Source organism: Parasutterella sp. St.1A3 (genome assembly GCF_059728705.1).
In genome coordinates this window covers 233,689-258,561 of the sequence record NZ_BAAGFK010000002.1, presented here as the reverse complement: position 1 = coordinate 258,561, position 24,873 = coordinate 233,689, and the positions used below count along the sequence as shown (strand labels likewise).

The following is a 24,873-nucleotide window of genomic DNA, read 5'->3' as shown; positions in this document are numbered from 1 at the left end:
TGGATCAGTGGATCCCGATCCGCCCGGGTACAGATGCGGCCTTCCTCTGGTCGAAGCTATCGCCTATGAGCTGATTAATAACGGCTGGGTTGATCAGGACTTCCTGGATAAATACTGCATCGGCTACGATGAAAAAACTCTGCCGGCAGATGCGAAGAAGGGAAGCGACTATAAGAGCCATATCCTCGGCAAAGGACCCGACGGCATCGCTAAGACTCCTGAATGGGCTTCAAAGATTACCGGTATTCCTGTTAATACGATTAAATCTCTGGCTAAAGAAATGGGCACAACAAAGCCGTGCTTTGTTTCTCAGGGCTGGGGTCCGCAGCGTCAAGCAAACGGTGAGCAGACAAGCCGCGCGATCGCAATGCTCCCGATCCTTTTGGGCCAGATTGGTCTTTCGGGTACAAACTGCGGTGACGCTGAAGCCAATTACACGCTTCCGGCCGTTTATCTCCCGACAGGCAAGAATCCCGTTAAGGCAACGATTCCGGTGTTTATGTGGACGGATGCGATTGTCCGCGGAAAAGATATGACGGATCTCACCGACGGTATGAGAGGCGTCAAGAAGCTCGATCACAACATCAAGATGATTGTGAACTCGGGCGGCAACACCATGATCAATCAGCATGCAGACTCCAATGCAACCGATAAGATTCTGAAAGATACTTCGAAGTGCGAATTTATTGTCGTCTGCGATAACATGATGACGCCGTCCTGCCGTTACGCCGATATCCTGCTTCCGGACGTTATGGGTCCTGAAACAAACGATATCGCCTGCGGAGGAAGCTCTAACGGCGCAACAAGTTCGATTCTTCCGATGCATAAGGCCGTTGAGCCTCAGTGGGATCAGAAGACTTCTTATGAAATCTGCCGACTGATCGCCAAAGAACTTGGTAAAGAAGAGGAATTCACTGAAGGTAGAACTCAGGATCAGTGGCTCGAATGGTGCTACAACGAAACTCGTAAGAAAGTTCCGCAGCTTCCTGAATGGGAAGTCTTCTGGAAGGAAGGTCCTCAGCAGGTCTACGATTGGAAGAAGAATACTGTCGGTCTGTCTGCCTTTAGAAAAGATCCTCAGGCAAATCCGCTTAAAACACCTTCCGGTAAGATCGAAATCTACTCGGATCGTCTCAATAAGATTGCCGAAACCTGGAAACTTCCCGAGGGCGACGTGATTTCTGCAATCCCGAAATATTGCGCGACATGGGAACAGGCCGGTGACCCGCTGACGAAGAAATATCCGCTTCAGTGCTACGGCTTCCACCACCACGGCAGAATTCATTCAACTTTCCATAATCTTCCCTGGCTCCGTGAACAGCATCCAGATGTGCTCTTCATGAATCCGCTTGATGCTCAGGCCCGCGGCCTTAAGAACGGTGACATGGTGCTGGTATTCAATGACCGAGGCACGCTTGAAATGCCGGTTAAGGTCACAAGCCGCATCATGCCGGGCGTTGTGACACTGCCTCAGGGTGCGTGGTATACGCCGAAGCAGGTTGGAGGAAAGTCGGTTGACGTTGGCCGCAACATCAATACGCTGACCTCACTGAGACCGAGCCCGCTTGCTAAGGGCAATCCTCAGCACACCAACCTTGTTGAAGTAAGAAAAGCTTAGGAGAATGAAGATGAGTCAGCTTGGATTTTTTGTGGATGTATCTAAATGCTCCGGCTGTAAGACCTGCGCCGTGGCTTGTAAAGACGCACATAACCTGCCTGTTGGTCTGAACTTTAGAAAGGTCAGAGAGTATGCAGGCGGAAACTGGAAAAAAGACGCGAACGGCGCATGGGAGCAGGATGTATTTGCTTACTATGTGAGTACCGCATGCAACCAGTGTACCGACCCGGCTTGTGTCAAGGTATGCCCGACTAAGGCGCACCAAAAGCGCGCTGCGGACGGTCTGGTCCTTATCGAGGCAGCAAAATGCATCGGCTGCGGAATGTGCGCTCAGGCGTGCCCGTACCATGCTCCGGTACTTGATGTCGATGCTAAGAAAATGCGTAAGTGCGATGCCTGTGTGGATCGTCTCCAAACAGGCCGTCAGCCGATTTGCGTAGAAAGCTGTCCTAACCGAGCCATCGAATTCGGTGATATCGAAGTGCTGAGAAAGAAATACGGCGCGCTTGCGGATGTTGCTCCGCTGCCGTCTTCTGCGGCAACCAAGCCTAACTTGGTCCTTCTGGTCCCGAAACAGGCTAAACCGGCAGGTGATACGACCGGCGTTGAATACTAAAGAAATGTAAACGAAGAGACGGCAGACCCTGGGGTCTGCCGTCTCTTTCCATTAGAATCTGCTGTTGATCAGTCGAAAGGTTCGCATTTCATGCTCACTTCATTTTTTAATACGTTTCTTTACGTCTTTACCTCACTGGTAACAGTGGTTAATCCGCTTGGAGCGGCTTTTTTCTTTCTTACGATGACAGGAAGAGCTACTCGACAGGAGAGAGCGGAACTTTCTAATCGCGTCGCCTTGTATTTCTTTGTGATGGCGATGTGCTCTCTTTATATCGGGCAGTTTATTCTGAGCTTCTTCGGGATTTCTATCGGCGTTCTCCGCGTCGCGGGCGGTCTTGTGCTGTTTTCTGCAGGCTGGCTGACTCTTAACAGCAGTTCTTCAAGTTCGGAAGCAGACGGCGAAAAGGCTCAGAGCAGTATGGATAAAAAATCTCATTCAGACTTGATGAAACTCGCGTTCTATCCTTTTACTCTTCCTCTGACGCTCGGCCCCGGTGCAATCGCCGTAACAACAGCGATCGGAACATCTATGACGTTCTCTGTCCCGAATGTTTTAAGTACAAGTTTGGCTGCACTTGCGAACGCGCTGCTGGTTTGGCTGTGTTTTAAATATGCGGACCGAATCACAACGGTTATTGGTCAGACCGGTACGGAAGCGATCTCCAGAATTTTTGCTTTTATATTGATCTGTATCGGTGTTCAGGTATTTTGGTCCGGCTTCTCGGAGCTGTGGCTGCACTTAATGGCAACCGCGAAATAGGAAATGGGATTCCCGGCCGTAACCGGCCGGTTTATTTTTTCTTCTTAAAGAAACGAGAATAAAAACTGACAAAAGCAATAATCAGCACGCCGATAATAATGAGCTCATTGCTGTACTGCGCTAATTCTTCTCTTAATAGTTCCATAACTACAGCTCCCTAGTAATCTATTCTAGTTCTATTCTGTTGCTGATTCATGCGGTTATTCCGCTGCTGACCTTTTTAAGCTAAGGAATGAGAAGGACGACAACGACGGAAAAAATCAAACAAATCGAACAAAATTAATTGTAATTAGAAGAAGAAAATTTACAATCTGCAAGGCAAGGGTTACTACCGTAGAGAGGACCGAAACAGAGGGAAATCCTTATGAAGGTTTTCGTGAGAGTGATATTTTAATAAAAAAGGGGTTGGTATAAGGATTCCCCTGCCTAACCGGAAATAACTGACTCCGCAGCCGCAAACCGTTCCTCCCGAATTAGGACAGGGAAATAATAATAGCCGTCACGGTGATCCACAATGGCTCTAATGACATTGGAGACACCCTATGACTACAATAAGCGACGTATACAGCCCGAGAACTAAATTCCGCTGCTCACGGCTCAGAGGCGCGAGAATAGGAAGCACGATCTGTCAGTATTGTGCTGTCGGCTGCTCACAGCTGGGCTTTTTTAAAGGCGATACACTCATAGACGTAGAAGGTGATCCGAGAAGTTCTGTCAATCAGGGTCGGCTGTGCCCAAAAGGGTCCTCTACATTTGCACTTAACGATAACCCCTATCGTAAGGTAAAACCAATGTATCGTGCACCCGGTACGGATAAATGGGAGGAAGTCTCCCTGGACTGGATACTGGACACGGTTGCAAAACGAATCTGGGATTCCCGCAAGCGCGGTTTTGTAGAGAAGGATGGGAAGACCGGAATCACGGTCAATAACTGCGCAAATATTGGTTTTATTGGCGGCAGCGCCAACGATAACGAAGAGTGCTATCTGTTTCGTAAGCTCTTTACCGGCGGACTCGGAATTCTTCCGGTGGAGAATTCCGCTCGGTACTGTCACTCGACCACGGTTGCGGCGCTGAGTCCGACGTTTGGCTTTGGCGCCTGCACAAACCCGCCGCGGGATCTGATGAATTCAGACTGCATTGTGATTATGGGCTCGAATATGGCAGAAGCCCATCCGGTGGCTTTCTACTGGCCGATGCAGGCAAAGAAGAAGGGAGCGGTCACGATCCATGTCGATCCGCGCTATACACGCACAAGCGCCGCCTGTGATCATCATGTTCACATCCGCCCGGGTACCGACATCGCGTTTTTGTCGGGAATCATCCGATATATCCTCAAAAATGAACTCTGGTTTAAAGAGTATGTGCTTGCCTTTACCAATGCTTCGACCATCATCAATCCGAAATTCCGATTTGATGACGTGACCGGCCTATTTAACGGTTGGGATCCGGAAAAAAGGTCCTATAGTGAAGAAGTCGATTCCTGGGATTACGTCTATGAAACAGGTCCCGACGGTAAACGGGGCGAACCTAAACGCGATCCGACACTGCAGGATCCGCACTGCGTGATGCAGCTGCTTCGTCGGCAGGTAGAAAAATACACTCCGGAAATGGTTGGAGAGATCTGCGGCTGCCGTGCATGTGATGTGGTCAAAGTCGCAGAGTTCATGGCAAGGAATTCCGGTCGGGATAAAACAACTGCTTTTTGTTATGCGACCGGATTTACTCAGCATTCGAGCGGAACGCAGATTATCAGAACCTGTGCGATCCTTCAGCTGCTGCTGGGCAATATAGGCCGTCCGGGCGGCGGAATCTTGGCCTTGAGAGGACACTCTAACGTTCAGGGCGCAACCGATATTCCAACGCTGTTCGGAGATCTGCCCAACTACATTCCGCTTCCTGAGATCGCTCCGCAAAACGCGACGCTGAAAGACTACTTGGAAAACGGACATGGTTTTTCCGGTGCGCGCGATAAGCAGGACGGCATGTGGAAACTCGAAACAGAGCGTGGATCCTGGAAGGCGCTTCCGAAGTACATGATCAGCCTTCTGAAGGCTTGGTACGGAGATGCGGCAACGTCAGATAACGAGTACGGTTATCAGTGGCTTCCGAAACTCGGCGGGAATCAGTCCCTGACAGTGACGATGGAAAGAGCTCTGAAGGGAGAAGTGGAAGGTCTGCTGGTATTCGGACAGAACCTTGCCGTAACAAATCCGAACGCAGGATGGAGCAGAGACGCGCTGCGAAGCTTAAAGTGGCTGGTTGTCTGCGATATGTTCGAAAACGAAACAGCTTCAGTGTGGTATGCAGATCCGACAGGCCCTGCGCCTAAAGACTGTCAGACGGAGGTGTTTTATCTTCCGACTTCTTCTCTGATGGAAAAGGACGGATCGGCCAATAATACTGAGCGGCTGATGCAGTGGCACGATCGAATCCGCGTCTCTCCGGGTGACTGCCGATCGGATGCCTGGTGGACTTACCAGCTGGGCAAGCGCCTAAAAGCGATGGCTGAATCTGAAGGACTGCCCAGAGATGAAGGTCTGCGCGCACTGACTTGGATGTACGATGACGCTCCCGGAGCGGTGAACGCTCAGGGGCTGCCCCGTATTGAAGGAGACTGCGATATAGATGCAGTTGCGCTGGAAATGAACGGGGTCGACCTTAAAACCGGGAAACCGATTCAGGGTTCAGGAGAACTGCGCGATGACGGATCCACTCTTTGCGGATGCCGACTTCTCTCCGGTTTTATTAATGAAGACGGTGAGAATCTGATGAAGCGTCGGGAGGCAGGAACTCCGGATCATGAAATTGATCTCTACTACCGCTATGCATGGCCGCTGAATTCCAGAGTGCTTTATAACCGATGCTCATCTGACTTGAACGGCAAACCTTGGTCTGAGCGTAAAAAGCTGGTTTGGTGGGATGAAGCTTCACAGAGCTGGGTCGGTTTTGATCATCCTCAGTTTGATGCCTCTGTCGCGCCCTCGGAGCAGGCGAACGCTTTTGGCGTGCATACGGACGGACGTGCATGGCTGTTTGTGCCTTACGGCATTAAAGAGGGCCCGTTCCCCGTTTACTACGAAACGAGTGAATCTCCGTATAAGAATCTGCTTTGGTCGACAGACCGTGTTCCGGATGTCCGAATCATCGAAGATAAATTGAATCCGATGGTCAGCCCGGGCGATCCGAATTATCCGACTGTCATGACAACGTATCACATGACAGAACATTGGCTAAGCGGAGCGATGACGCGTCATACCCCGTGGCTCGTGGCGCTTCAGCCCGCTAGTTTCATTGAAATCGCGCCGGAAGTTGCTGAGTCAATCGGTGTGACGACCGGCGGATACGTTTCCGTTAAGAGTCCTCGCACGGAAATTCAGGTTAGAGCCTTGGTGACGCCGCGTCTGAGGATCGGACGAATTAGCGGCAAGCCCGCAAGTATTGCGGGACGCTTCGTATGTTCCGGATATAAAGGCGTGATGTGCGATCCGATAACAAATGACTTAAGTCCTGCGGATATGGCTCCTGACGGACTGATTCCAAGCTCTAAGGGCTTTGTTGTGAAGATCGATAAACCGGAAATGAGCAAGATCCGAAAGGCTGTACCGGAGCCTGTCGAGTATCCGGAGTCCATGACAAAACCGGTCCCGGACACCCCGTGGGCCGCTCAGCCTGAAGGGAGGAACTAATCATGAAGATTGACGGCAAGAATATTTTTGACGTAGTGAAAAAAGGTTATCCCGAAGGCGAGCCTAAGAAAAACCATAAAGTTGATCCGTGTTATGCGCTTTTTGATCGGGAAGACCCTCTGCCGCGTCTTCAGGAACTCGCATTCTTTACCGATACATCAATCTGTACCGGCTGCAAATCCTGCGAGGTTGCCTGCAAACAGTGGAACCAGCTGAAAAATGACCCGATTCATTGGTCTGGTCAGAGTTATGACAACACCGGAGATTTGTCCGCAAACAATTGGCGTCATGTTAAGTTTATCGAACGCTTTTCTGAGCACAATGAGGTGGATCGTCCTGCGCCAAAGACGATAGACGCGCTTTTGAACGAACCAAAAGAAGGTCATTGGCTCTTTATGAGCGATCAATGCAAACACTGCCGTACGTCCCCGTGTCATGAAGCTTGTCCGACCGGAGCGATCGTTCGAAATGAATTTGGCGGAATTTACTATCAGACGGATATCTGTATGGGCTGCGGCATGTGCGTTGCGGCCTGCCCCTTCGGAGTTCCGGAAATCAGCAGTGAGAGCGGGCACTCTATGAAGTGCGCCGAATGTTATGACAGACTGCGTGACGGTTTGGATCCGGCCTGTAAAGAGGCTTGCCCGACCGGGGCAATTGACTTTGGACCGAGAGAATACATGGCGACTCTTGCGGAAGAACGCCTGAATTATCTCGTTAAGCATGGTCATCCGGAGGCGCGTTTGTACGGAAAGGATCAATTCCCGCAGTATGACAGTCTGAACTCTTTCTATTTACTGATGGATAAGCCGGAGGTGTATGGTCTCCCGGAGTCTCCTCAGACGCCGAGCCATTACATGGCAGGTGATTATTTAAGGGGCATCGCGACGCTTGTGCTTTGTCTTGCGGCTGTCGCGGCAAGTTTGATCTAAGGAGGCCGCAATGAATACAAATTTAAAACCTTGGGCTAGCAACTATCCGTCTCCGTATGAGGGGCATGACCTGACGCATCGTCCGGACTGGGCAAATATTATTGTTTGGGACGCGTTCTTTAATAATCTCACGGCAGGTTTTATGGTGTTTACCACTGTGGCTTGGTTTCTTGGGGGTCACGTGTTCTCAAACCTTTTGCCTTTTGCGCTGACTCTGGCGCTCATTATTGTGCTGATTGACTTGGCGCTGCTGGTATTTGATTTAGGCGATCCGCCGAGATTTATTCACGCAATGCGTGTTCTGCACTTCAAATCGCCGCTTTCTGTCGGAGTATGGGGGCTTGCATGCTACTCAAGCTGCTTGGGCGCCGCTGTGGCGATTTACTGGCTGACCTATCTCTTTGGAAGCGGAGGTCCGGTGATACATATCTATGCCGGCGTTTTGATGAGGCTTTTCACTGTACTCGCTTTTATCGGAGCATTGGTGGTTATCTGCTATAAGGGCGTTGCGTTCAGCTGCACATCTCAGCCCGGAGTGAAGGACGCACGGTGGCTGACAAGTTTTATGGTATCCGACGCGCTTCTGATGGGATGCGGTTTGTATGCGGTGATGGCCTTTGCTTTAGGATCTTGGACTGTTTGGGCGCAGCTGCTTGTTCCCATGCTGATTCTTCTTTGCGCCAGATGCGTCGCGTTCGCACTGATGTATTTGGAGACTCGGGAGCGCGCAAAGCTTGTTTACCACTCTGAGACCGGTCTTTTGCTCGTGATGGTTTACCTCATTGGCGGACTTGGGGCCGCGGCCTTGGCATTTTTTGGACCTTCCTGCATGGCGATTTCCGGCGTTTTGGTACTTTTGACCGGAATTTTTGAAAGATACTGGCTGATCGGTCTGACTAAGAAAATTTAATTGTGAAAAGAAAAGCCCGCAGATTTAGATTTCTGCGGGCTTAACGGCTTTATTTAGGAGAAAAGATTATTTCTTTTCTTCTTTCTTTTCTTTGTCGTCAAGTTTGACAGCGACATAGATGCGGGAGCCTTCTCTGGCAACCTGCAGTGCGAGTGTGTCTTTCGCGTTTTCTACTGCCTTCTTAAACTGATCGAAGGAGCGGATTTTCTTTCCGCCAACGCTCAGGAGAACGTCGCCTTCTTTAATTCCGGCTTTTGCCGCTGCGCCTTCAGAGGAAACAACAAACAGGCCGTCGCCGAATTTCTTCTTCTCTTCGTCGCTGAGCGGACGAACGGAAACACCGAGGCGTCCTTTAGATTTTGCCTGCTGAGCTTCTGTCGGAACATCGGAGTCACTGGCAGAATCAAGTTTTACCTTCAGTGTCACTTCTTTACCGTCACGAAGCACTTTAACGGTGTGCTCGGTGCTCGGTTTTGCAGATGCGACAGAGCGGGACAGATCGGAAGCCTTCTCGATTTCCTTGTCATCGAAGAAAAGGATGATGTCGCCTTCTTCAATCTTGGCCTTATTAGCAGCGCTGTCCTTTGTGACTTCAGCTACAAGCGCGCCTTTTGCCTTCTCAAGACCGAAGCTCTTGGCAAGTTCCGGAGTCAGAGTCTGAATGACGACTCCGAGCTTGCCGCGATGAACCTTGCCGTCTTTAATCAGATCGTCCTTGATCTGGAGCGCCAGGTCGATCGGAATTGCGAAAGAAAGTCCCATGAAGCCGCCGGAAGTGGAGAAGATCTGGGAGTTGATACCGATCACTTCACCTTTCATATTGAAAAGCGGACCGCCGGAGTTGCCGGGGTTGACGGCCGCATCCGTCTGAATGAACGGAACAAACTGATCGCTCGGCAGGTTGCGGCTTTTTGCGGAAACGATACCACTGGTGACAGTGTTTTCAAGGCCGAACGGAGCGCCGATGGCTGCAACCCACTCACCGACCTTAACCTTTTCAGAGCTGCCGAGTTTGGCGGCAGGAAGATCTTTGGCATCAATCTTGACGACAGCGATGTCGGTTTTTTCGTCAGAGCCGAGAACCTTGCCCTTGAATTCGCGGTTATCTGTCAGGTGTACCGTGATTTCGTCTGCACCGTCAATGACGTGATGGTTCGTCAGGATGATTCCGTCCGGGCTGATGATGAAGCCGGAGCCCTGGCCTTTGCGAGCCGGCATGTCAGGCATGGAATCGTGAGGGCCGCGGAAATCAAAATCCGGACCGAACGGGAAGCCGAAGCGGCGAAGCAGGTCAAGCTGGTCTTTGGGAATACCGCGGAAACGGTCCGAGCCGCCGCGGGAGGGCATAGATTTGGGTTTCTTGGAGACTTCGATGCTGACAACTGTCTTACCGTTTTCTTCAACAAGCTTTGTGAAGTCCGGCAGCTGAGACTGGATCTGCTGAGCAGCCGCAGGTGCGACAGGGCTGAGCGCGGAGTCGTTCTGAAGCAGTGCGCCGGCAGTAAAAGCCAGTGTTACGGCAGCAGCGGCAGCCGTCTTTTTTAATGAAAGTCGGATCATTGAATTAGTCCTTGGTTGATGATAATTAATTGAATGCAATCATTATTGGCCGGGATTAATATTTACTTAAATAAATTTAAGCGTTAATGAAAACCGTAAGAAATCTTTGCGATATTGACGGGAATTTATCTTTGTATACAGACTGAAACCTTGAGAAATAATTTAGTTCCTTCGGGATTTTTAAGAAGGCCGTCTTGATATTTTTCCCGATCAATACTGCCGAGTATCTTCGGAATTTTCTGATCTGCTGAATCTTTTATCGCATTAGTGAAGCGTAAGATCAAGGGATATTAAACAGATAAATCCTCATCCCAAATGGACACGACGCTTCTTGCTCAGTTTGCACTTCAGCTTGAGAAGAGTTCGCCTCTTTTCCTGATGATTTTTCTCGGTTATGCCTTGTCTCGCTGGTTCGGCTTTAATAAGACAGCGAGCAATGTCTTAGCTAAATTTGCGTTCAACATTGCTCTTCCGGCAATGCTCTTTCGACTTCTATCCAATATTTTTGTGCAGGAAGGGCATGCGGATTTACGGTTATTGATTGCATACTTTGGTGCTTGTTTTATTCTGTTTTTTGTCGGCCGTTTTATTGCTCGGAAGGTTCTGGGGATGTCAGCGGTCGGTTCAGCGATTTTCGGAACCGGGTGCGTGTTTTCCAATAACGGGCTTCTCGGTCTTCCTCTGGCGATTGCCATGCTTGGCGAGCAGGTCACTCCGTCCATTTCAGCTGTTCTCTCCATGAACGCTATGATACTTTGGACATTGGTTTCGATTACGGTCGAGTTCGCGCTTCAAACCGGACATCTGACGTGGAGAAGTTTTTTCAGAACGGTTCTTTCCGTTTTTAAAAATCCGCTGATTATTTCTATTTTCTTGGGCGTTCTCTGGAGTCTTACCGGTTTGACGATTCCGTATGTCATTGACGAGCCGATTCGGCTGATCGGCAATTCGGCAACCGCGATGAGTTTGATTGTGGTGGGAATGGGCTTAGCCGAATACGGTTTAGGCCCGGGTATAAAGAAGAGCTTTGTATTGAGCGGAATTAAGCTTTTTCTTCATCCGCTGCTGATTTATACGCTAGCCGTTCTGATCGGGTTAGGGCCTGTAGAAACCACTTCAGTGGTGTTTTTAGGATGTCTTCCGATCGGCGTCAATGTGTACCTGATGTGCAGGCAGTTCCAAGCCGCAGAAGATGTTATTGCCAATGCCATGATTATCACGACCGTGGTGTCTTCTTTCACGGTGCCTTTAGCGGTAACGCTGCTGAGACACACAGGGATTTTCTAAAACTATTACAATCTGATACAAACGATAATTTATCCTAAATGACACATTGTCTCAAATAAGATAGAATTCAATTAACGAATTTTGATTCGAAGCAAGTGAGGTTTAGATGAGGAATACGATTCAAAGACAGCTTGTACTGGACGCGGTTCTGGAGTTAAAGGACCATCCGACGGCCGATGAGGTTTATCAGCATATTGCGAGTACTAACCCTTCTGTCAGCCGAGCGACGGTCTATCGCAATCTGAAGCAGCTTTCGGAGAGCGGAGAGATAAAGCTTCGGCGTATAAGCGGTTCTGCAGAGCGGTATGACCACATTCAGACCAATCACTACCATGCCCGGTGCATTAAGTGTGGCGCAATCTGTGATTTGGAGCTTCCTTATTTGGATCACTTGGAAGAATCGGTTCGTGACAACTCCGGTTTTAAGCTGTTTGGTCATGATCTGACGTTTTACGGCCTCTGCAAAGAGTGTGCCGCGAAAGCTGAAGAAAAAACCGAAGGCAAAAAACAATAACATCAATTCTTTTTTTTGGGGATTAAAAATGAGAAGTATCACCAGTTTTGACATTCAGTATGCTCACCGTTTCTATCGCTTCCAGGGAGAGGCGCAGTATCTGCACGGCCATACCGGTGTATTGACAATCGAAGTCGAGGATTCTGTTGAACCGGGTGTCAACATGGTTTTCCCCTGTAATGAGATTCAGAAAACTGCTTGGGCGGTTCTGAAGAACTTTGACCACGCTTTGATCCTGAGAGAGGATGATCCGCTTCTTCCAGCGATTCTCAATGTTTATGAAGAGCAGGGCATTCGCAACGGCGCTCCGACCAACACAATGAAAGGTGAAGCGATCAAGACTGATTTGATCACCTGCTATCCGGAATGCCGACTGGTGGTGACCAAAGAGACCATGACCGTTGAAGGCATGATTAAGATTGTTTACGACCTTCTCAAAGACAAGCTCAACATTGCCAAGATCACATTTACAAGCGGTGTTAATGCGGCGACACAGGAGTTTGCAACACACGGCTCTAAAGACCGCTGCCCGCTCTGCGGTATCATGCTTGACGAGCATGGCGCCTGCCCCAAGTGCGGATATCACAAGTAAGTTACTAGGGTAACAATAAGAAGAAGTCGGAAAACGAGACGCGTTTTCCGACAAACATTTCCCGGCGAATAGTGAGAGCTAAACGCCGGGTAATTTTTATGGACTTACAGCTCCGAGCGGTTAAGGTCGCTTATCTCATTTTTCTGAAGTGAGTTGAATAGCGTCAGCGCATAGACCACTCCGCTTACCAATAAAACCATTCCGACGAAAAGCGTGAGACTTGGTAATTCGCTTGCATAAACGCATCCCCACACTACGGAGAAGATCGTTTCAAAGACAAGCATGGGCCCAGCGATTGCGGTTGGGACTTTTTGGCACATAGCGTTCCAAAGTGCGGTGGCACCAAAGGAGCATACGATGCCGGCAAACAAGGACCATCCGATGAAATCAATCGGTTTAGGCCCTAAAAAACCTTCTAGATCTCCCGAGGCGCACCATAAAATTATGTAGGCTAAGATACCAAAAGGCAGGAGAAGAAAACACTGCATACTAGCAAAGAAGACCGGGCTGATCTGCGCGTGATCCAACAGCCAGTCGGCATTGCGAATGGGATACCATGTCCACATCGCTGTTGAGGCGCTGGCGAAAATTATTCCGATAAAAAAATTCGGATGCTCCTCGAAATTTGATATCGTTTGTATAAGTCCGTCAAAGTTTGAGAGGAATAGTCCGGCCAGCATCATGGCCAGCGGGATCGTTAGTCTTCTTACCGGAAGAAAGAGTTTGCCTTTTTTACGATCCCTTTCATTTGCAATCAAAGCGACAAGGACAGGGATAAGGCCAAAGAAAGTTGCGGCAAGTGCAACACCCGAGTAAAGAACTGCAGTGAACAAACACCATGGCTGAATAAGATTACCTACTAAACTTAGCCAAAAGGCGCACTTCCAATCTGATCGAGTGACTTTAGCGAGATACTGCCGCTGCAGATATAAGCCGACGACTGCAGTGAGTCCCATAGCAATGGCCCTTGCGATAGATATGTATGTAGTTGGATACTGAGGAAGCAAAAGCGGTAGTAGATAGGTAAAGCCCCACAGCGCACAGGCGCTTAGTCCAAGACTGACCCCAAAAAGCATATTTTTCTCCTTTCGAAGGAGAAATTAGCGAAAAGGTCTGAAGCAATGAAGCGATATATAAGACATTGATCGACCTTCATAAAATGGCCTTATTTTTATGTACTCAGCTTTGTTCCTCAAATAAATTTGAGGAAGTGATAATGTGAGGAATTTTTTGTCTATTTTTCCCTGTTAGGTTGAGATCATGGCTAAAGAGACTAATCTAGATATTCCCTCTCTCAGAATTTTTCTTGAGACTGCAAAGGACTGCAATATGACTCGCGCTGCTGACACTCTCGGAATCAGTCAGCCTGCGGTTTCTGCGGCAATAAAGAAAATTGAGAATAAGTTAGGCTCTGCTCTTTTCGATCGAGATAGACGTCCGATGCAGCTCACCACTGCTGGAAGGCTTCTTTGGAATAGAGCGTTTTTGATTTTGGAACAGTTAGATGATCTAGCTCGGTCAGTCCAAAATTCTATCGAAGGGAAAAAGCCTGATGTTAGGCTTGGTTTCTCTGATTGTATGGGAGCTTGTGTTAGTCCTTTGCTAATGAATGACCTTCTTGAGATCACGGAAAATTTATCCGGTAAGTGCGGATCAACGCCTTTTGTTTCCAGCCTGTTGAGACAAAAAAATATAGATATAGCTCTTTCTTCTGATCCTATGGAGGACTTGGATGAGACGCATGCCATTCATTTTTTAACAGAAAGGTTTCTATTTATTCTTCCCAAGCCTCTGGCGGAACGCAGGAAGATTTTGTGTACTCAAGATCTTATTTCTGCAGTCGGTAACTTACCTTATCTGAGATTTGGAAAAGAGACGTTTGATTTCGTTCAGTCTGAACGGATTTATCGATCCTTGCATTTCATGGACACGAGAAGGATTGAGGTTGATACAAATTTTGCGATGATTAATCTGATTGCATTAGGAAAAGGTTGGTCGATTCTGCCGCCGCTTAGTATGTGGATGGCGAGGGAATATATTGACAAGGTTGAATTTATTAGACTTACTAATGAGGCGACGCGCAGGTATTACGTTCTTTATAATGATCCCGTCTTCGAGATAATTTCCAGAAAGATTTATCGATTTATTTGCCAGATTTTTAAGAAAGAAATTCTTCCTGAGATGGAGAAAGTGTGTCCGGCGCTTCTTGAACATATTCAACTTCACGAGGGCACAATTTAACGAAAAAACAGAGCCTGGTATAAACCAGGCTCAAGTAGTTATCTCAGAATGCTATGCAACGAGTGAAACGAGGCCGAATGCTGAGATAACAGCGATGACAACCATCAAAATTCCGGGAAGCTGGAATGAATGATTAATCACGTATTTTCCGATGTAAGTGGTTCCGGATCTATCCATACCAACAGCGGCAAGCGCAGGACCAGAGGTCGGAAGGATAAACAGGCAGTTAACAGCCGGGAACATTGCGATGAGGTACCAGGGGTTAATTCCGAGAGCAAAGCCAAGAGGCATGATTGCTCTGGTTGTAGCTCCCTGACTGGCCAGCAATGCAGACATACCGGCAAGGATGAAGGAAAAGAGCCAGGGGGCTGCTTGAGCGAGCTGGCCGGCAACAGACATAAAGACGTCCTTGTTAGCAGCAATGAAGGAGTCTGCCATCCAGGCGACGCCAAACACGCAGCCCAGAGATACGATACCGGCTTCAAGAACAGGGCTCTTAACGATCTTTTTAACGTCAGGCTTGCACAAAAGCATCATGATGGCGCCAGCGGCGAGCATAACTGATTCAATGACAAGTGACATCCCGACACCTGTCTTTAGCCTCGTAAATTCTTCCCCAACCCCCGTGGTTGCTTAATTGTTCCCATTTTTTTAGAAGATAAATTTAACTTATATTTGCTTTATATTATGCTTAGGTTTTACTTTTATGATATAATGAGTAAAAATCTGATTCCGGAGAGTCTATGCCTACAATTACTCTGCAGCACTACAAACGAGGTTCTCACTACTACGCCAGCATCATCGAAACCTTTCGAGACCCGGTTACCCGCAAGAACTCTTCTCGGACTTTGGAAGCTTTAGGAGATATTTCTGAAAAAATGAAGGAGGATCCAAACTACCTTCAATCTTTAAAAGACAGAGTCAAAGCTCTGCGCTCGGATGCCTCACGTGCAGAACAACTCCAAGAGGCTGCGGTTCGGCGGATTGCGCCTGCGGTTTCTGATTCTTCGGCAGCTGCCTCAGCTCCTCGGCTGCATTACGGGATGGCTCCCATACGAAAAGTCTGGGAAAAGCTTGGCTTAAACGCATGGTTCCGTAAGGCCGGATACAACAGAAAACTTTCTTGGGATTTAGATTTGGCCGTGTTCTATCAAGTGGCCAGCCGTATTCTCAGTCCCATGAGCCGGCGGGGAATGAGAAGACAATGTCCGCGCCATTTGTTCAAGTTTGACTCTGTATCACTGGATCAACACTACGAAGCTTTAGACATTCTTGCTGCTTCTAAAACGACCATCATCAAAAAACTTGATGAAGCTGTATCCAAGGAAATTGCGCGGGATTGTTCCTTAGTCTTTTATGACGTAACCACTTTCTACTTTGAGAGCTTTGAACCTGATTGTTTACGCGAAAGAGGCATGAGTAAAGAGCACCGGACTCATGAGACACAGGTTCTTCTCGGTTTATTAATTGATCGCTGCGGCATTCCTCTGGACTATGAAGTTTATCGCGGCAATACGGCAGAAGTTAAAACTTTAATGAAGGTTGTTGAGTCGTTCCGGCAGAAATGTCCGCAGGGCAAACCCATCGTTGTGGCTGACAGAGGACTTAACAGCAAAGAGAATCTTTCCAAGCTGATTGAAAACGACTGTGCCTTTATCGTGGCGCACAGTCTTCACCGGCTCAGCAGCAAAGAGTTGGATAACTTGTTTAGCGAGGACGGCTGGAAATATAAATTTGATTCAGAAACAGGCGAGATGTCATGGAAGATGAAGACAATGGACTGTCCTGAAGCGGTTAAACAAAAAGAATCACGAGAGGTTGTTAACCCGCGTTTGATAGTGACTTGGTCGGCTAAGCGGTATGCCCACGACATGAAGGAATTAAATTTGCAATGGGAGCAAGCTAAGAAGATGATGAGCGCCGGCAGCGGCAGAATTGATGCCTCATTTAAACGAGGCTCGAGACAATTTCTGAAAAGAGTAAAGCAGTCGGATCCGGATAAAAAAGCTCAAGAGGAGCGTTATGAACTAAACCGTGAGCTTTATGAACGGAAAATAAGATTTGCAGGCTATTACGGGTTGATTACTTGCTGCGAAGACTTAAGTGATGAGGAGATTTACTCGAGACTGAGAGAATTATGGAAGATAGAGAACTGCTTCCGAGTAATGAAGTCAGTACTGTGTACGAGACCGATTTATGTAAGAACAGAGGCACATATCAGGGGGCACTTTGTTGTTTGTGTTCTGGCATTGGCTTTGGAGAGGTTCATGGCATTTAAGCTTCGTGAGGCAGCTATAGAGTACTCTCCGGAGATGATGGTTGAATTACTGATGTCTCCGACAGTCTCTCCGATTGAAGGGGTAAAAAACAAGGTGAAGCTGTACCTTAAAACGGGAGAACAAGAGCTGGAGAAACCGGAAAGCAGCTACTCTAAGAGCGTGGATCTGAACCAAGAAGCCGAAAAAGTGATGGCTGTCTTTGGGGTTGAACCACTCCCAACACTCACCACCGTGGTTGATATTACAAAGCGTCTCGGAGTCAGATTGCCAATATAAGTGACTTTTGTCTGCTCAAAAAATGATATAACCCTCTGAATTAAGAGGGTTTTGTTTCATTTTTACAAACTAAAGACGAGAATGACAAGTGACATCCCGACAGCTTTGGTCTGTCCTGGAAGAACTCGCAATTCTGGGAAGAAACCAGCTAGAACGATGACGATGATAGCGCCAAGGAAGATAAAGACAGAATAAGTTGCCTGAGGCGGAAGCTTGTGATTGGAGATCGGTTCAGGAGGTAATACGAGACCAGCCTTGAGGCGGGCCTGGTAGGCAGGATCGTTCTTCAGGTCTTTTCCGAAAAGCATGCAGATAGCAGAACCAACAACAACGCCGATCAAGCAGGCAGGGAAAGTGATCATAAGAATAGAGCCTAAGCCGATTTCACCGTGGCCATTCTGTGCAAAGAGGCCAATCATGGCTGCCATGGCCGCAGCAATCGGGCTTGCGGTAATACCGACCTGACCTGCAACGGCTGCGCCTGCCATCGCCTTCTCAGGGCGAACCCCCGCGTTATAGGAGACTTCGTAGATAACCGGAAGAATGGCGTAAACGGCATTTCCGGTACCAGCAAAGAACGTTAAGAAAAAGCTGACAACCGGAGCAATAATTCCAACCATTTTTGGTTTAGCCCGAATGACACGAGCAGCGATGCGGACCAAAATTTCAAGTCCGCCAACGGCTTCCATACAGGAAGCACACATGCAAACTGCCAAGATGATCAGCATAACGTCGATTGGAGGAGCTGTTGGGAAAACTCCGAAACCGACGGCGAGAACGATCAGGCCAAGTCCGCCCCAGAAGCCAAGCGCGAGACTGCCGTGTCGTACACCCATGAAAATCGCGGCAAACACGATTAGTAGTTCAATTAAAGTAATCATAGTAAGTTCGAAGTCGTCTTGGGTCCGGCTTCATCCTCCGTAGGTTGATTTGAGTGAGGGTTAAGGTCCGGTAAATTCGCTGAATAAAACGGAAGTACCGTACCTTTTAATTCTCGGTTTTTTAGGTTTAGACGGCATTAGGAATAAAAGAAAATAAGTCGTCCCTATAAAAATGCCTTATGTCTGTTTAAGCTGCCTTTTATGCATTGAAGGTTCAGACAGCACACCCAAGATATAGTGAGGGTCGCGAGGATTCAATCAACGTAACGGCATGTTTACGATAAGTTAAGAATATCTAATCTTCTAGCGTGAAGTGACAGAAAACAGTTTTTCTGCCGCGGTTTTGAGTTTGTTTTCTAAACTCGATTTACAGATGGCTGTAATTTCAGAGAGTTCCTCACTAAAGCTGTCCTGTTTTGCGATGAGAAAGAGCCGACGGTCAAAGCCTGGAGGAGGGAGCCTCTTTACACGAATACTTCTAAGTGGGTGATGTGCTGCGAAAAGTGTGGAAGGCCGCGTGATTGCCCAGCCATATCCTGCCTCAATCAGTCCTATCATCGCTTCGTCTGAATCAATTTCGCAGTGATTATCAAAAGAGAGTTTCATTCGGGAAAGAAAACTTCGGTTAAGCTTGCCTGCAGCACTAGTTTCTGAAGAAAAAATCAGAGGGATTTGTAACTTTTTTAACTCTTCCCACGTCCAATTGTCTTGATCCGGGACAGAGTTAGGGAAGACTAGAATAGAGGGTTCACGATATACCTCAATTCGACTGATGTTTTCGCAATCCGAGAAATCTGACGCAACTAAAGCGATGTCGAGTTCACCGTTTAAAAGCTGTTCAAGCAGGATCAGTGAGTTTCCCGTAGTCTGAGAGAACTTTGCCAGTTTTGGGCCCATTTTAATCACAATGTCGGGGATGACAAAGCGACAGGCGCTCTCAACGCATCCAAAGCGCAGTGCGATTGCGATGCGTCGGTTATGATAAATCTTATTCAGTGCACCGTTGATTCGCTTTGAAGCACTTAGGAGTTCATCTCTCAGAGCAAGTCCTTCAGGAGTAAGCGAAACAGGCCTCTTCTCTCTATTAATTAATTCAAATCCTAAATGCTTCTCCATCTTTTGGATCGACTTTGTTATTGTCGACTGTGAAGAGCCGAAGTACGCAGCAGTTCTTGTATAGCTTCGGAAGTGTGCAAGCGCAAGGAAAATATTCCAGTTCACTTCTGATGCGTAAAAGCTGTCAGTAAAAGAAGGATTACCTTTGGCCATAGAGACGTTGTCGGGAAAGTAAGATTTTTCTCTTATCTTAAGCGACAGAGGGCTCTTTTTGTTCTGTTTTGTCAAAGAGAAGAAGGATGATGGCACAAAGGATTAGCATGACCCCGACTAGAGTAGAGATGCTTAATTGCTCTTTTAGAAGGAAGATTCCCCAGCAGACTGCTCCGAGTGGCTCAGCCAGACAAAGAGTTGAGGCAGTATTTGAGCTTATAAGTCTTGCGCCTGCTGTTAGAAAAGCAAATGCCACTCCTCCGGTGAATACGCCAAGGCCGAGACAAACACCGAAACCTCTCCATGAACTGATAACCCATTCAGTCGGGTAAAGGAAAAGAACCGGACTTAAAGCGATTGCGATGATGGATAGGATCAGCATAACGCAAAAATCGGAGTCTATATTGAAATTTATCCGGCTGGAGTAGGTGATATAAGCGGCGTAAGTCAGACCGTCCAAGAGAAGAATTCCGATAAAGGTTAATCGGGACGAATCCAGATTAAAACCATTGATAAGTACTACTCCAGTGATTGCAGCCGTAGTTGCGGCAGCCCAAATAAACGACGGAGTGATCCGGAAGAAAATCCAGGCAAAAAGAGCCGCAAATATCGGAGCTGAACCAATCGAGATGACTGCTCCAGCAGCTACGCCGAGAAATTTCATGCCGCTAAAGAAGCAGAGTTGTCCAATAAGCAAAAAGAACGCGCAGATGAAAAGCGGCCTCCATGGGATACGAACTCCCCAGGCAGGGAGTTTGCCAAAGCAAAGACACCAAAGGAAAAGGAAAGCCGCTCCAATGATCATTCGCATTTCCGTGATAACAAATGGGGTCGCTTCTTCGGGAGCAAGGGCTTGCAGTGTCCCGCTGACGCTGAAGCAGACAGCGCTGATGAGAACAAGAAGGATCCCTTTTAGATACTGAGTCTGAGCGCTCATGAGATAACTCTATTTTTGGTGTTTGGGACGACTCCTACAAGGCACTTGTCTGTGAAACTTCTGATAGTTCTTCTCAGAAGGCGACTGCTTTCAATAAAATTCCGAAGTATGATGCCGCTGCTCGCAGCGCTTTCAAGCCAGCCTGACTTGATCGCCATAGACATTGATGCGTGATTTGCATCGACTTGGTCTGAGGTTGAATAAACCATTTCTGCCATAACAGGATTAAGTTTACCCGGCATAATGGAAGAACCAGGCGCTACTGCAGGGAGAATGATCTCTTTAAATCCTCCTCTTGGACCGGTGGCTCTCAATCTTAGGTCGCTTGCGAGCCGCCACAATTGAGTGGAAAGAGACTGCATCGAAGCATGCACACAAAGAAGTGTGCAGGAATCATTAAGGTAATCACATTGATACGGGTCACAGTTCGCTCCATAGCTCTTGCTCGCCTGGCGGATCATTTGCATTGATTGACGAACGCCTGCAGCGTAAATATCAAATGTTTTACTCAGAGGTGCAGTTTTTCCCGCCTCCATAAGATGTGACCGAATCGGGCCGTCAATTTTCTCAAAGCGTTTAGAGAGCATATTTAGCGTATCAGACATATGTTTCGTCTCTTCGAGAAGAAGATTCTGCAGATCATCTACGCATAGTGCTCGCGCCTGCAAATCGATTTGAATGCTGAACTGGCGGATATATGCAGCTATTATTTTGAAAGTTTGTTCATGGGAACACTGAGCGCCAAAGGAGATGAAAATGTGCTCCAACAGTATCCGAGGGCTTTCCTCTCCGAGATTCCCAAACACATCTTCTGTGAGAGAAAGGAGTATCGCTTTTTCATTGGCCTTGGCATGTTCAAAAAGCTCGAGCTGCTGCTGTAGGAAAACAGGGTCAGTTGAAATGCTAGAGATCGAGGTCTCCAAGCATCTGAGCAGACGATGAAAGTACTCCGGATAATCTAACAGTTTTCTGGGTCCGATGTTCAATGAACTTTGGGTTGGAAGTTCCATTTTCTTTTCCCTTTTTACTTGATTTTTCTGAAATTGCCGTATTTTTGGAACATTGCTGTGAGTTCATGCCTATTAGTGAGCTTAAGCGGGTCAAAGAGTTCATCGGCAACTTCCGATGAAATTAATCCTTCTTTCAATGCCGCTTCTTTGCAGGAAATGCCTTCTTCCCAAGCTTTGTGAGCAATTTTGGTTCCGATCTCGTAACCAAAAAGTGCACTTACCATTGTTGCTAATGAAGTTGACATTTCAGCATTTTCTTTTGCATGTGATTCGTTAATCTTCAAAGTATCAATACAGTGGACGGAGAATAGGGCAAAAGCATTTTTCATTGACTCAAGAAGTTCCATCGCATTGACAAAACTTGCGCTGTCGTTGATTGCTTCATCTCCGTCGTTTTCATTAACGGTCAGTGTTGCAACTTGATCAAATGCGACGCTTCTTTGCATGAGTTCGATCATCAGTTCGGGAATAAAAGACGGCCGTCGACCTTCGTAGGGTTGAAGGAAGATTTCGTTAAATCCATGATCCGGACCAGAAGCGTAGACGCAGAGATCTTTAGCGATTCTGGCGGCAGCGCAGCATAAAGCTTTAAGCAGACCGGCAAGTACCATGGTCTCATCGCAATTTTGCATACTGTCAAAAACAGCGCTGTCTTCAATTACTTCTTTGTCCCACACAGGCCAATAAACTTGCCAGCCGAGAACAGAGGAAAGCTCCTTCATGACTGCCTCTCCATATCCGGGCATCTGGCCCATGCCGGTTCCGAGGACCGTTGCTCCGAGCGGTACAGAGCGGCAGCCTTCTCTAAAATCCTGAAGCCGAACACGAAGGCGCCAAATCATGTGCTGCCATCCCCCAAACACTTGACCGAAAGTGTTTGGGACGGCATCCTGAAGGCAGGTTCTTCCCAAGCGAACAGCATCTTTAAACTCTAGAGCTCGCCGTCCAAGGCTGTTTTCTAAAAGTTCTACGCTGTCGAGGACATCTCCGATCATTCGATAAAATACAATCGACTGCACAGTTGGATATACATCGTTTGAGGACTGACACATATTGACGTGGGTGTTGGGGTGAACAGTATCGTATCCCTTGTGGCCAGTTAGCAGCTCGTTGGCTCGGTTTGCAAGAACCTCATTGGCATTCATATTTGCACCGGTTCCGTGAGAACGCCATATGTTGATTGGGAATTGGTCAGCAAAATTTCCCCGGCGCATTTCTTCGCAAGCGTGGATAATTGCTTCTGCTTTTTCCTGAGAAAGAGCTCCAATTCGGTAGTTTGCCGCCGCGCAGGCCATTTTTATTTCGGCCAAGGCAGTCTGAATTTGTCGAAGTTCTCGGAAAGTGTGATCCGTGACGTTATGGTTTTCAGCACAGCGCAAGCTTTGAATTCCATAGTAAGCGTCATCAGGGAGATTCATTTCACCTAGCGCATCTTTTTCTATTCTCATTGTTCTCTCTTGGAATTTATTGATTTGTTGATCACTATATACTTCAAGAGAAAAATAATAATGAATAAAAAGCATAATAATAATTCTAAATTAGAATTATTATTAAAGAGAAATCTCCGATAATCAGGAATATGGAGGATTTATCCCCTGCTAAAACAATATTCTCGGGAGGTTTTATGGGCTTTCTTTCAGACGTTGTTGAAGCAATGTTCTTCAGAACGGATTCAATGCAGTACTGGCACGCTTCTCTGTATGGGTTGAGTGCTGTTCGCGGCGAAATCAGGAACACGGAGAGACTGAAGGAGCACGAAGCCATAGCCTATGAAGTTCTGCTTCCGAAGGGGTTAAGCAATTTTTCTGATGAAAGTCCTTTCGTATTTTTCTTCCATTCTGCTCAATTCAACATGAGCTACAACATGCAGCAAGTGGCTTTTCTTGCCGAAGGCGGCCTCCCGGTCGTGATGTTTGACTATCGAGGAAGCGGCCGCAGCCAAGGTTTGCTGAGCCTGGAAGGGATGCTTCTGGATGCGGAATTAGTTTGGGAGAAGGTTTGCGGATGTTCTGTAAGAAAGAAAAAGGCCATACTTCTTGGTCAAGGAGTAGGCGCTGATGCATTGCTTCGCTTTTATAGCCGTCATGAACGAGACGTGGCAGCCGTAGTTTTAGAGTCGGTTTATGCGACGCAGCGCGGCTGGATTCGGGATCGTTATGGTCCGGTTATCGGAGATATCTGCGCGCGACTCTTGATAGCTACGGATATACAGCCAATTGATATTATTTCCCAGGTTACCTGCCCGTTGATCGTTCTTCGTCCGGGGAAAGATGAGTTCATTCGGGATGGAGAAAAGCGCAGATTTGACAAGGCTCTGCCTAAAGGAGCTGAAATATGGTGCGTGAAGGGAAGCCGCTACCTAGGCATTTTTTCTGACAACGCTTCCCCTTATAGAGTAAAGCTATTTTCTTGGTTCAATCAGCATAAGTTGACGAGATGAAACAAAAGGATACCCATAAATTATCGCAGGATTCTCTTTTTTCTCGAGCTCTTAGCGTGTTTTTAGTTGCGATCGAGACACGAAAGTTTTCGGAGACGGCAAAAAGGCTCGACGTCACTCAGTCATCGGTTTCTCAGACAATAGCTCTGTTGGAGTCGCGGTTGGGATTTTCCTTATTTGAAAGGGATACACGGCCGCTTCAGCCTACATCGGATGCGTTGGAACTGTATTCTTCCATAAAGCAAAGCGATGAAGATATTCGCCAAATGCTTCAGAGAATTCGGATGCGCAATTGGGTCAAACCAGCGATTCGTTTGGGAATGATTGAATCAGTCGGCAGTCTTGTCGCCCCTGAGGTCTGTCAGGAACTAAAGGACAAATTAGGAGTGGTTTCTCTGCTATCGGGACCAAGCGGCAGCCTCTTCAAATCTGTTTTGAATGGAGATGTGGATGTTGGAGTAATTGCCGGGGAAGAAAGCAACAAAGATGTAAAAAAGATTTTTCTTTATGAGGACCCTTGGTTCTTGATATTTCCCAAAGAATTCGAGGTTCCAGAGGACTTAAGCTGGCAGTCGATGTCAGTAATGGGGCTTCCTCTTATCTATCATTCCGCAGACACAGCTGATGGATCGATGATGCAGGATTTTATGCTGCAGCACAATCTTATGTACCCAAAGATATATGAAGCGCAGAGCAATTATTTTGTCTATGCGCTAGTTGCGAACCGACTGGGATGGTCTTTTACACATTTTTTTGGACTGTTGGGTTCGGAAAGAGGTATACGAGACATGAAGATTGCGGCACCTCCGACCGGCCTCCAAACACGTCGGCTATATTTAGTGGCCCGCAGGAATTATTCGGATGAACTACTTGATATTGTAAAGAGGACGCTGATTTCGTCCGTTGAAAAAGTAATTCAGCGTAGGCAAGAGGATCCTTCATTTTTAGTCCTTTTCAAATGAAACCTTTATCAGATTTTCGAAGGACCTTGGACGCCCTGTTTCAAAACGATCGGTCCGAGTTATCGTGCTCTTGTGAGTTTAGATACAGAAGAGATTTA

The 24,873-nt window shown here is 47.5% G+C and carries 21 protein-coding genes; 13 read left to right on the top strand and 8 right to left on the bottom strand.

The genetic code is table 11. From position 1 onward, the window contains the following. From AC6I1F_RS13050 to nrfD, 6 genes are all read left to right on the top strand, one after another. Positions 1–1,618: molybdopterin dinucleotide binding domain-containing protein (locus AC6I1F_RS13050; protein WP_497801818.1), on the top strand; the 1,618-nt coding region annotated here is incomplete at its 5' end. Between the two features lie 10 nt (positions 1,619–1,628). Further along, positions 1,629–2,234 (top strand): DMSO/selenate family reductase complex B subunit, encoded by a 606-nt coding sequence (locus AC6I1F_RS13045; RefSeq protein WP_160335031.1) that lies wholly within the window; start codon positions 1,629–1,631, stop codon positions 2,232–2,234. Positions 2,235–2,324: 90 nt separating this feature from the next. Further along, positions 2,325–2,996, top strand: a complete 672-nt coding sequence (locus tag AC6I1F_RS13040; protein ID WP_160335030.1) for a MarC family protein — start codon at positions 2,325–2,327, stop codon at positions 2,994–2,996. Positions 2,997–3,538: 542 nt separating this feature from the next. Next, the gene (fdnG, locus tag AC6I1F_RS13035) at positions 3,539–6,685 is read left to right on the top strand and encodes a formate dehydrogenase-N subunit alpha (RefSeq protein ID WP_160335029.1); all 3,147 of its coding nucleotides are present in this window, start codon (positions 3,539–3,541) and stop codon (positions 6,683–6,685) included. Positions 6,686–6,687: 2 nt separating this feature from the next. Continuing rightward, positions 6,688–7,617 (top strand): 4Fe-4S dicluster domain-containing protein, encoded by a 930-nt coding sequence (locus tag AC6I1F_RS13030; protein WP_251452242.1) that lies wholly within the window; start codon positions 6,688–6,690, stop codon positions 7,615–7,617. Positions 7,618–7,627: 10 nt separating this feature from the next. Continuing rightward, positions 7,628–8,527 carry an NrfD/PsrC family molybdoenzyme membrane anchor subunit gene (gene nrfD, locus AC6I1F_RS13025; protein WP_160335027.1) on the top strand — a complete coding sequence of 300 codons (900 nt, stop codon included), beginning with the start codon at positions 7,628–7,630 and terminating at the stop codon, positions 8,525–8,527. Positions 8,528–8,593: 66 nt separating this feature from the next. On the opposite strand, the gene AC6I1F_RS13020 is transcribed toward nrfD, so the two are convergent. Further along, the gene (locus AC6I1F_RS13020; RefSeq protein ID WP_251452246.1) at positions 8,594–10,087 is read right to left on the bottom strand and encodes a DegQ family serine endoprotease; all 1,494 of its coding nucleotides are present in this window, start codon (positions 10,085–10,087) and stop codon (positions 8,594–8,596) included. A gap of 315 nt (positions 10,088–10,402) precedes the next feature. Between AC6I1F_RS13020 and AC6I1F_RS13015 the strand changes: the two genes are divergently transcribed. From AC6I1F_RS13015 to AC6I1F_RS13005, 3 genes are all read left to right on the top strand, one after another. Further along, positions 10,403–11,374 carry an AEC family transporter gene (locus AC6I1F_RS13015; RefSeq protein WP_290432658.1) on the top strand — a complete coding sequence of 324 codons (972 nt, stop codon included), beginning with the start codon at positions 10,403–10,405 and terminating at the stop codon, positions 11,372–11,374. Positions 11,375–11,480: 106 nt separating this feature from the next. Then, on the top strand, positions 11,481–11,888 hold the full coding sequence (locus AC6I1F_RS13010; RefSeq protein WP_251452250.1) for a Fur family transcriptional regulator: 408 nt from the start codon (positions 11,481–11,483) through the stop codon (positions 11,886–11,888). A 28-nt stretch (positions 11,889–11,916) separates the two neighbouring features. Further along, positions 11,917–12,480 carry a 6-pyruvoyl trahydropterin synthase family protein gene (locus AC6I1F_RS13005; RefSeq protein WP_160335023.1) on the top strand — a complete coding sequence of 188 codons (564 nt, stop codon included), beginning with the start codon at positions 11,917–11,919 and terminating at the stop codon, positions 12,478–12,480. A 104-nt stretch (positions 12,481–12,584) separates the two neighbouring features. Here AC6I1F_RS13005 and AC6I1F_RS13000 read toward each other — a convergent pair whose 3' ends face one another. Next, the gene (locus AC6I1F_RS13000) at positions 12,585–13,556 is read right to left on the bottom strand and encodes a DMT family transporter (RefSeq protein WP_497801817.1); all 972 of its coding nucleotides are present in this window, start codon (positions 13,554–13,556) and stop codon (positions 12,585–12,587) included. Between the two features lie 184 nt (positions 13,557–13,740). Between AC6I1F_RS13000 and AC6I1F_RS12995 the strand changes: the two genes are divergently transcribed. Next, entirely contained in the window at positions 13,741–14,721 is a 981-nt protein-coding gene (locus AC6I1F_RS12995; RefSeq protein WP_251452254.1) for a LysR family transcriptional regulator, read from the top strand. 51 nt (positions 14,722–14,772) lie between these two features. Here AC6I1F_RS12995 and AC6I1F_RS12990 read toward each other — a convergent pair whose 3' ends face one another. Next, a complete protein-coding gene (locus tag AC6I1F_RS12990; RefSeq protein WP_497801816.1) occupies positions 14,773–15,303 on the bottom strand; it encodes an anaerobic C4-dicarboxylate transporter family protein in 531 nt (176 codons plus the stop codon). Positions 15,304–15,464: 161 nt separating this feature from the next. On the opposite strand from AC6I1F_RS12990, the gene AC6I1F_RS12985 reads away from it, so the two are divergent. Further along, complete coding sequence (locus tag AC6I1F_RS12985) at positions 15,465–17,276, top strand: IS1634 family transposase (RefSeq protein ID WP_160336414.1); 1,812 nt, start codon at positions 15,465–15,467, stop codon at positions 17,274–17,276. Positions 17,277–17,338: 62 nt separating this feature from the next. Here AC6I1F_RS12985 and AC6I1F_RS12980 read toward each other — a convergent pair whose 3' ends face one another. The 5 genes from AC6I1F_RS12980 to AC6I1F_RS12960 form a co-directional block, all read right to left on the bottom strand. Next, a complete protein-coding gene (locus tag AC6I1F_RS12980; RefSeq protein WP_497801815.1) occupies positions 17,339–18,157 on the bottom strand; it encodes an SLC13 family permease in 819 nt (272 codons plus the stop codon). A 303-nt stretch (positions 18,158–18,460) separates the two neighbouring features. Continuing rightward, positions 18,461–19,426 (bottom strand): LysR family transcriptional regulator, encoded by a 966-nt coding sequence (locus AC6I1F_RS12975; RefSeq protein ID WP_160335019.1) that lies wholly within the window; start codon positions 19,424–19,426, stop codon positions 18,461–18,463. A 37-nt stretch (positions 19,427–19,463) separates the two neighbouring features. Further along, the gene (locus tag AC6I1F_RS12970; protein WP_290432656.1) at positions 19,464–20,363 is read right to left on the bottom strand and encodes a DMT family transporter; all 900 of its coding nucleotides are present in this window, start codon (positions 20,361–20,363) and stop codon (positions 19,464–19,466) included. Next, the gene (locus tag AC6I1F_RS12965; RefSeq protein ID WP_251452260.1) at positions 20,360–21,373 is read right to left on the bottom strand and encodes a lyase family protein; all 1,014 of its coding nucleotides are present in this window, start codon (positions 21,371–21,373) and stop codon (positions 20,360–20,362) included. Before AC6I1F_RS12965 ends, AC6I1F_RS12970 begins: the two co-directional genes overlap by 4 nt. 14 nt (positions 21,374–21,387) lie before the next feature. Next, positions 21,388–22,821 (bottom strand): lyase family protein, encoded by a 1,434-nt coding sequence (locus tag AC6I1F_RS12960; protein WP_160335016.1) that lies wholly within the window; start codon positions 22,819–22,821, stop codon positions 21,388–21,390. 176 nt (positions 22,822–22,997) lie between these two features. Here AC6I1F_RS12960 and AC6I1F_RS12955 point away from each other — a divergent pair, with 176 nt between their 5' ends. Together AC6I1F_RS12955 and AC6I1F_RS12950 are read left to right on the top strand one after the other, a co-directional pair. Further along, entirely contained in the window at positions 22,998–23,813 is an 816-nt protein-coding gene (locus tag AC6I1F_RS12955) for an alpha/beta hydrolase (protein ID WP_301000485.1), read from the top strand. Further along, on the top strand, positions 23,810–24,775 hold the full coding sequence (locus AC6I1F_RS12950; RefSeq protein ID WP_251452262.1) for a LysR family transcriptional regulator: 966 nt from the start codon (positions 23,810–23,812) through the stop codon (positions 24,773–24,775). The genes AC6I1F_RS12955 and AC6I1F_RS12950 overlap by 4 nt, the downstream gene beginning before the upstream one ends. The last annotated feature ends 98 nt before the right edge of the window (positions 24,776–24,873 follow it).

Excerpts from the sequence above, each read along its gene's own strand:
- fdnG (WP_160335029.1), top strand. The coding sequence starts at position 3,539 with ATGACTACAATAAGCGACGTATACAGCCCGAGAACTAAATTCCGCTGC.
- AC6I1F_RS12950 (WP_251452262.1), top strand. The coding sequence starts at position 23,810 with ATGAAACAAAAGGATACCCATAAATTATCGCAGGATTCTCTTTTTTCT.
- AC6I1F_RS12985 (WP_160336414.1), top strand. The coding sequence starts at position 15,465 with ATGCCTACAATTACTCTGCAGCACTACAAACGAGGTTCTCACTACTAC.
- AC6I1F_RS12975 (WP_160335019.1), bottom strand. The coding sequence starts at position 19,426 with ATGGCCAAAGGTAATCCTTCTTTTACTGACAGCTTTTACGCATCAGAA.
- AC6I1F_RS13020 (WP_251452246.1), bottom strand. The coding sequence starts at position 10,087 with ATGATCCGACTTTCATTAAAAAAGACGGCTGCCGCTGCTGCCGTAACA.
- AC6I1F_RS13005 (WP_160335023.1), top strand. The coding sequence starts at position 11,917 with ATGAGAAGTATCACCAGTTTTGACATTCAGTATGCTCACCGTTTCTAT.
- AC6I1F_RS12955 (WP_301000485.1), top strand. The coding sequence starts at position 22,998 with ATGGGCTTTCTTTCAGACGTTGTTGAAGCAATGTTCTTCAGAACGGAT.
- AC6I1F_RS13000 (WP_497801817.1), bottom strand. The coding sequence starts at position 13,556 with ATGCTTTTTGGGGTCAGTCTTGGACTAAGCGCCTGTGCGCTGTGGGGC.
- AC6I1F_RS12965 (WP_251452260.1), bottom strand. The coding sequence starts at position 21,373 with ATGGAACTTCCAACCCAAAGTTCATTGAACATCGGACCCAGAAAACTG.
- AC6I1F_RS12995 (WP_251452254.1), top strand. The coding sequence starts at position 13,741 with ATGGCTAAAGAGACTAATCTAGATATTCCCTCTCTCAGAATTTTTCTT.
- AC6I1F_RS13045 (WP_160335031.1), top strand. The coding sequence starts at position 1,629 with ATGAGTCAGCTTGGATTTTTTGTGGATGTATCTAAATGCTCCGGCTGT.
- nrfD (WP_160335027.1), top strand. The coding sequence starts at position 7,628 with ATGAATACAAATTTAAAACCTTGGGCTAGCAACTATCCGTCTCCGTAT.
- AC6I1F_RS13015 (WP_290432658.1), top strand. The coding sequence starts at position 10,403 with ATGGACACGACGCTTCTTGCTCAGTTTGCACTTCAGCTTGAGAAGAGT.
- AC6I1F_RS12970 (WP_290432656.1), bottom strand. The coding sequence starts at position 20,363 with ATGAGCGCTCAGACTCAGTATCTAAAAGGGATCCTTCTTGTTCTCATC.
- AC6I1F_RS13010 (WP_251452250.1), top strand. The coding sequence starts at position 11,481 with ATGAGGAATACGATTCAAAGACAGCTTGTACTGGACGCGGTTCTGGAG.
- AC6I1F_RS12960 (WP_160335016.1), bottom strand. The coding sequence starts at position 22,821 with ATGAGAATAGAAAAAGATGCGCTAGGTGAAATGAATCTCCCTGATGAC.
- AC6I1F_RS13040 (WP_160335030.1), top strand. The coding sequence starts at position 2,325 with ATGCTCACTTCATTTTTTAATACGTTTCTTTACGTCTTTACCTCACTG.
- AC6I1F_RS12980 (WP_497801815.1), bottom strand. The coding sequence starts at position 18,157 with ATGATTACTTTAATTGAACTACTAATCGTGTTTGCCGCGATTTTCATG.
- AC6I1F_RS13030 (WP_251452242.1), top strand. The coding sequence starts at position 6,688 with ATGAAGATTGACGGCAAGAATATTTTTGACGTAGTGAAAAAAGGTTAT.
- AC6I1F_RS12990 (WP_497801816.1), bottom strand. The coding sequence starts at position 15,303 with ATGTCACTTGTCATTGAATCAGTTATGCTCGCCGCTGGCGCCATCATG.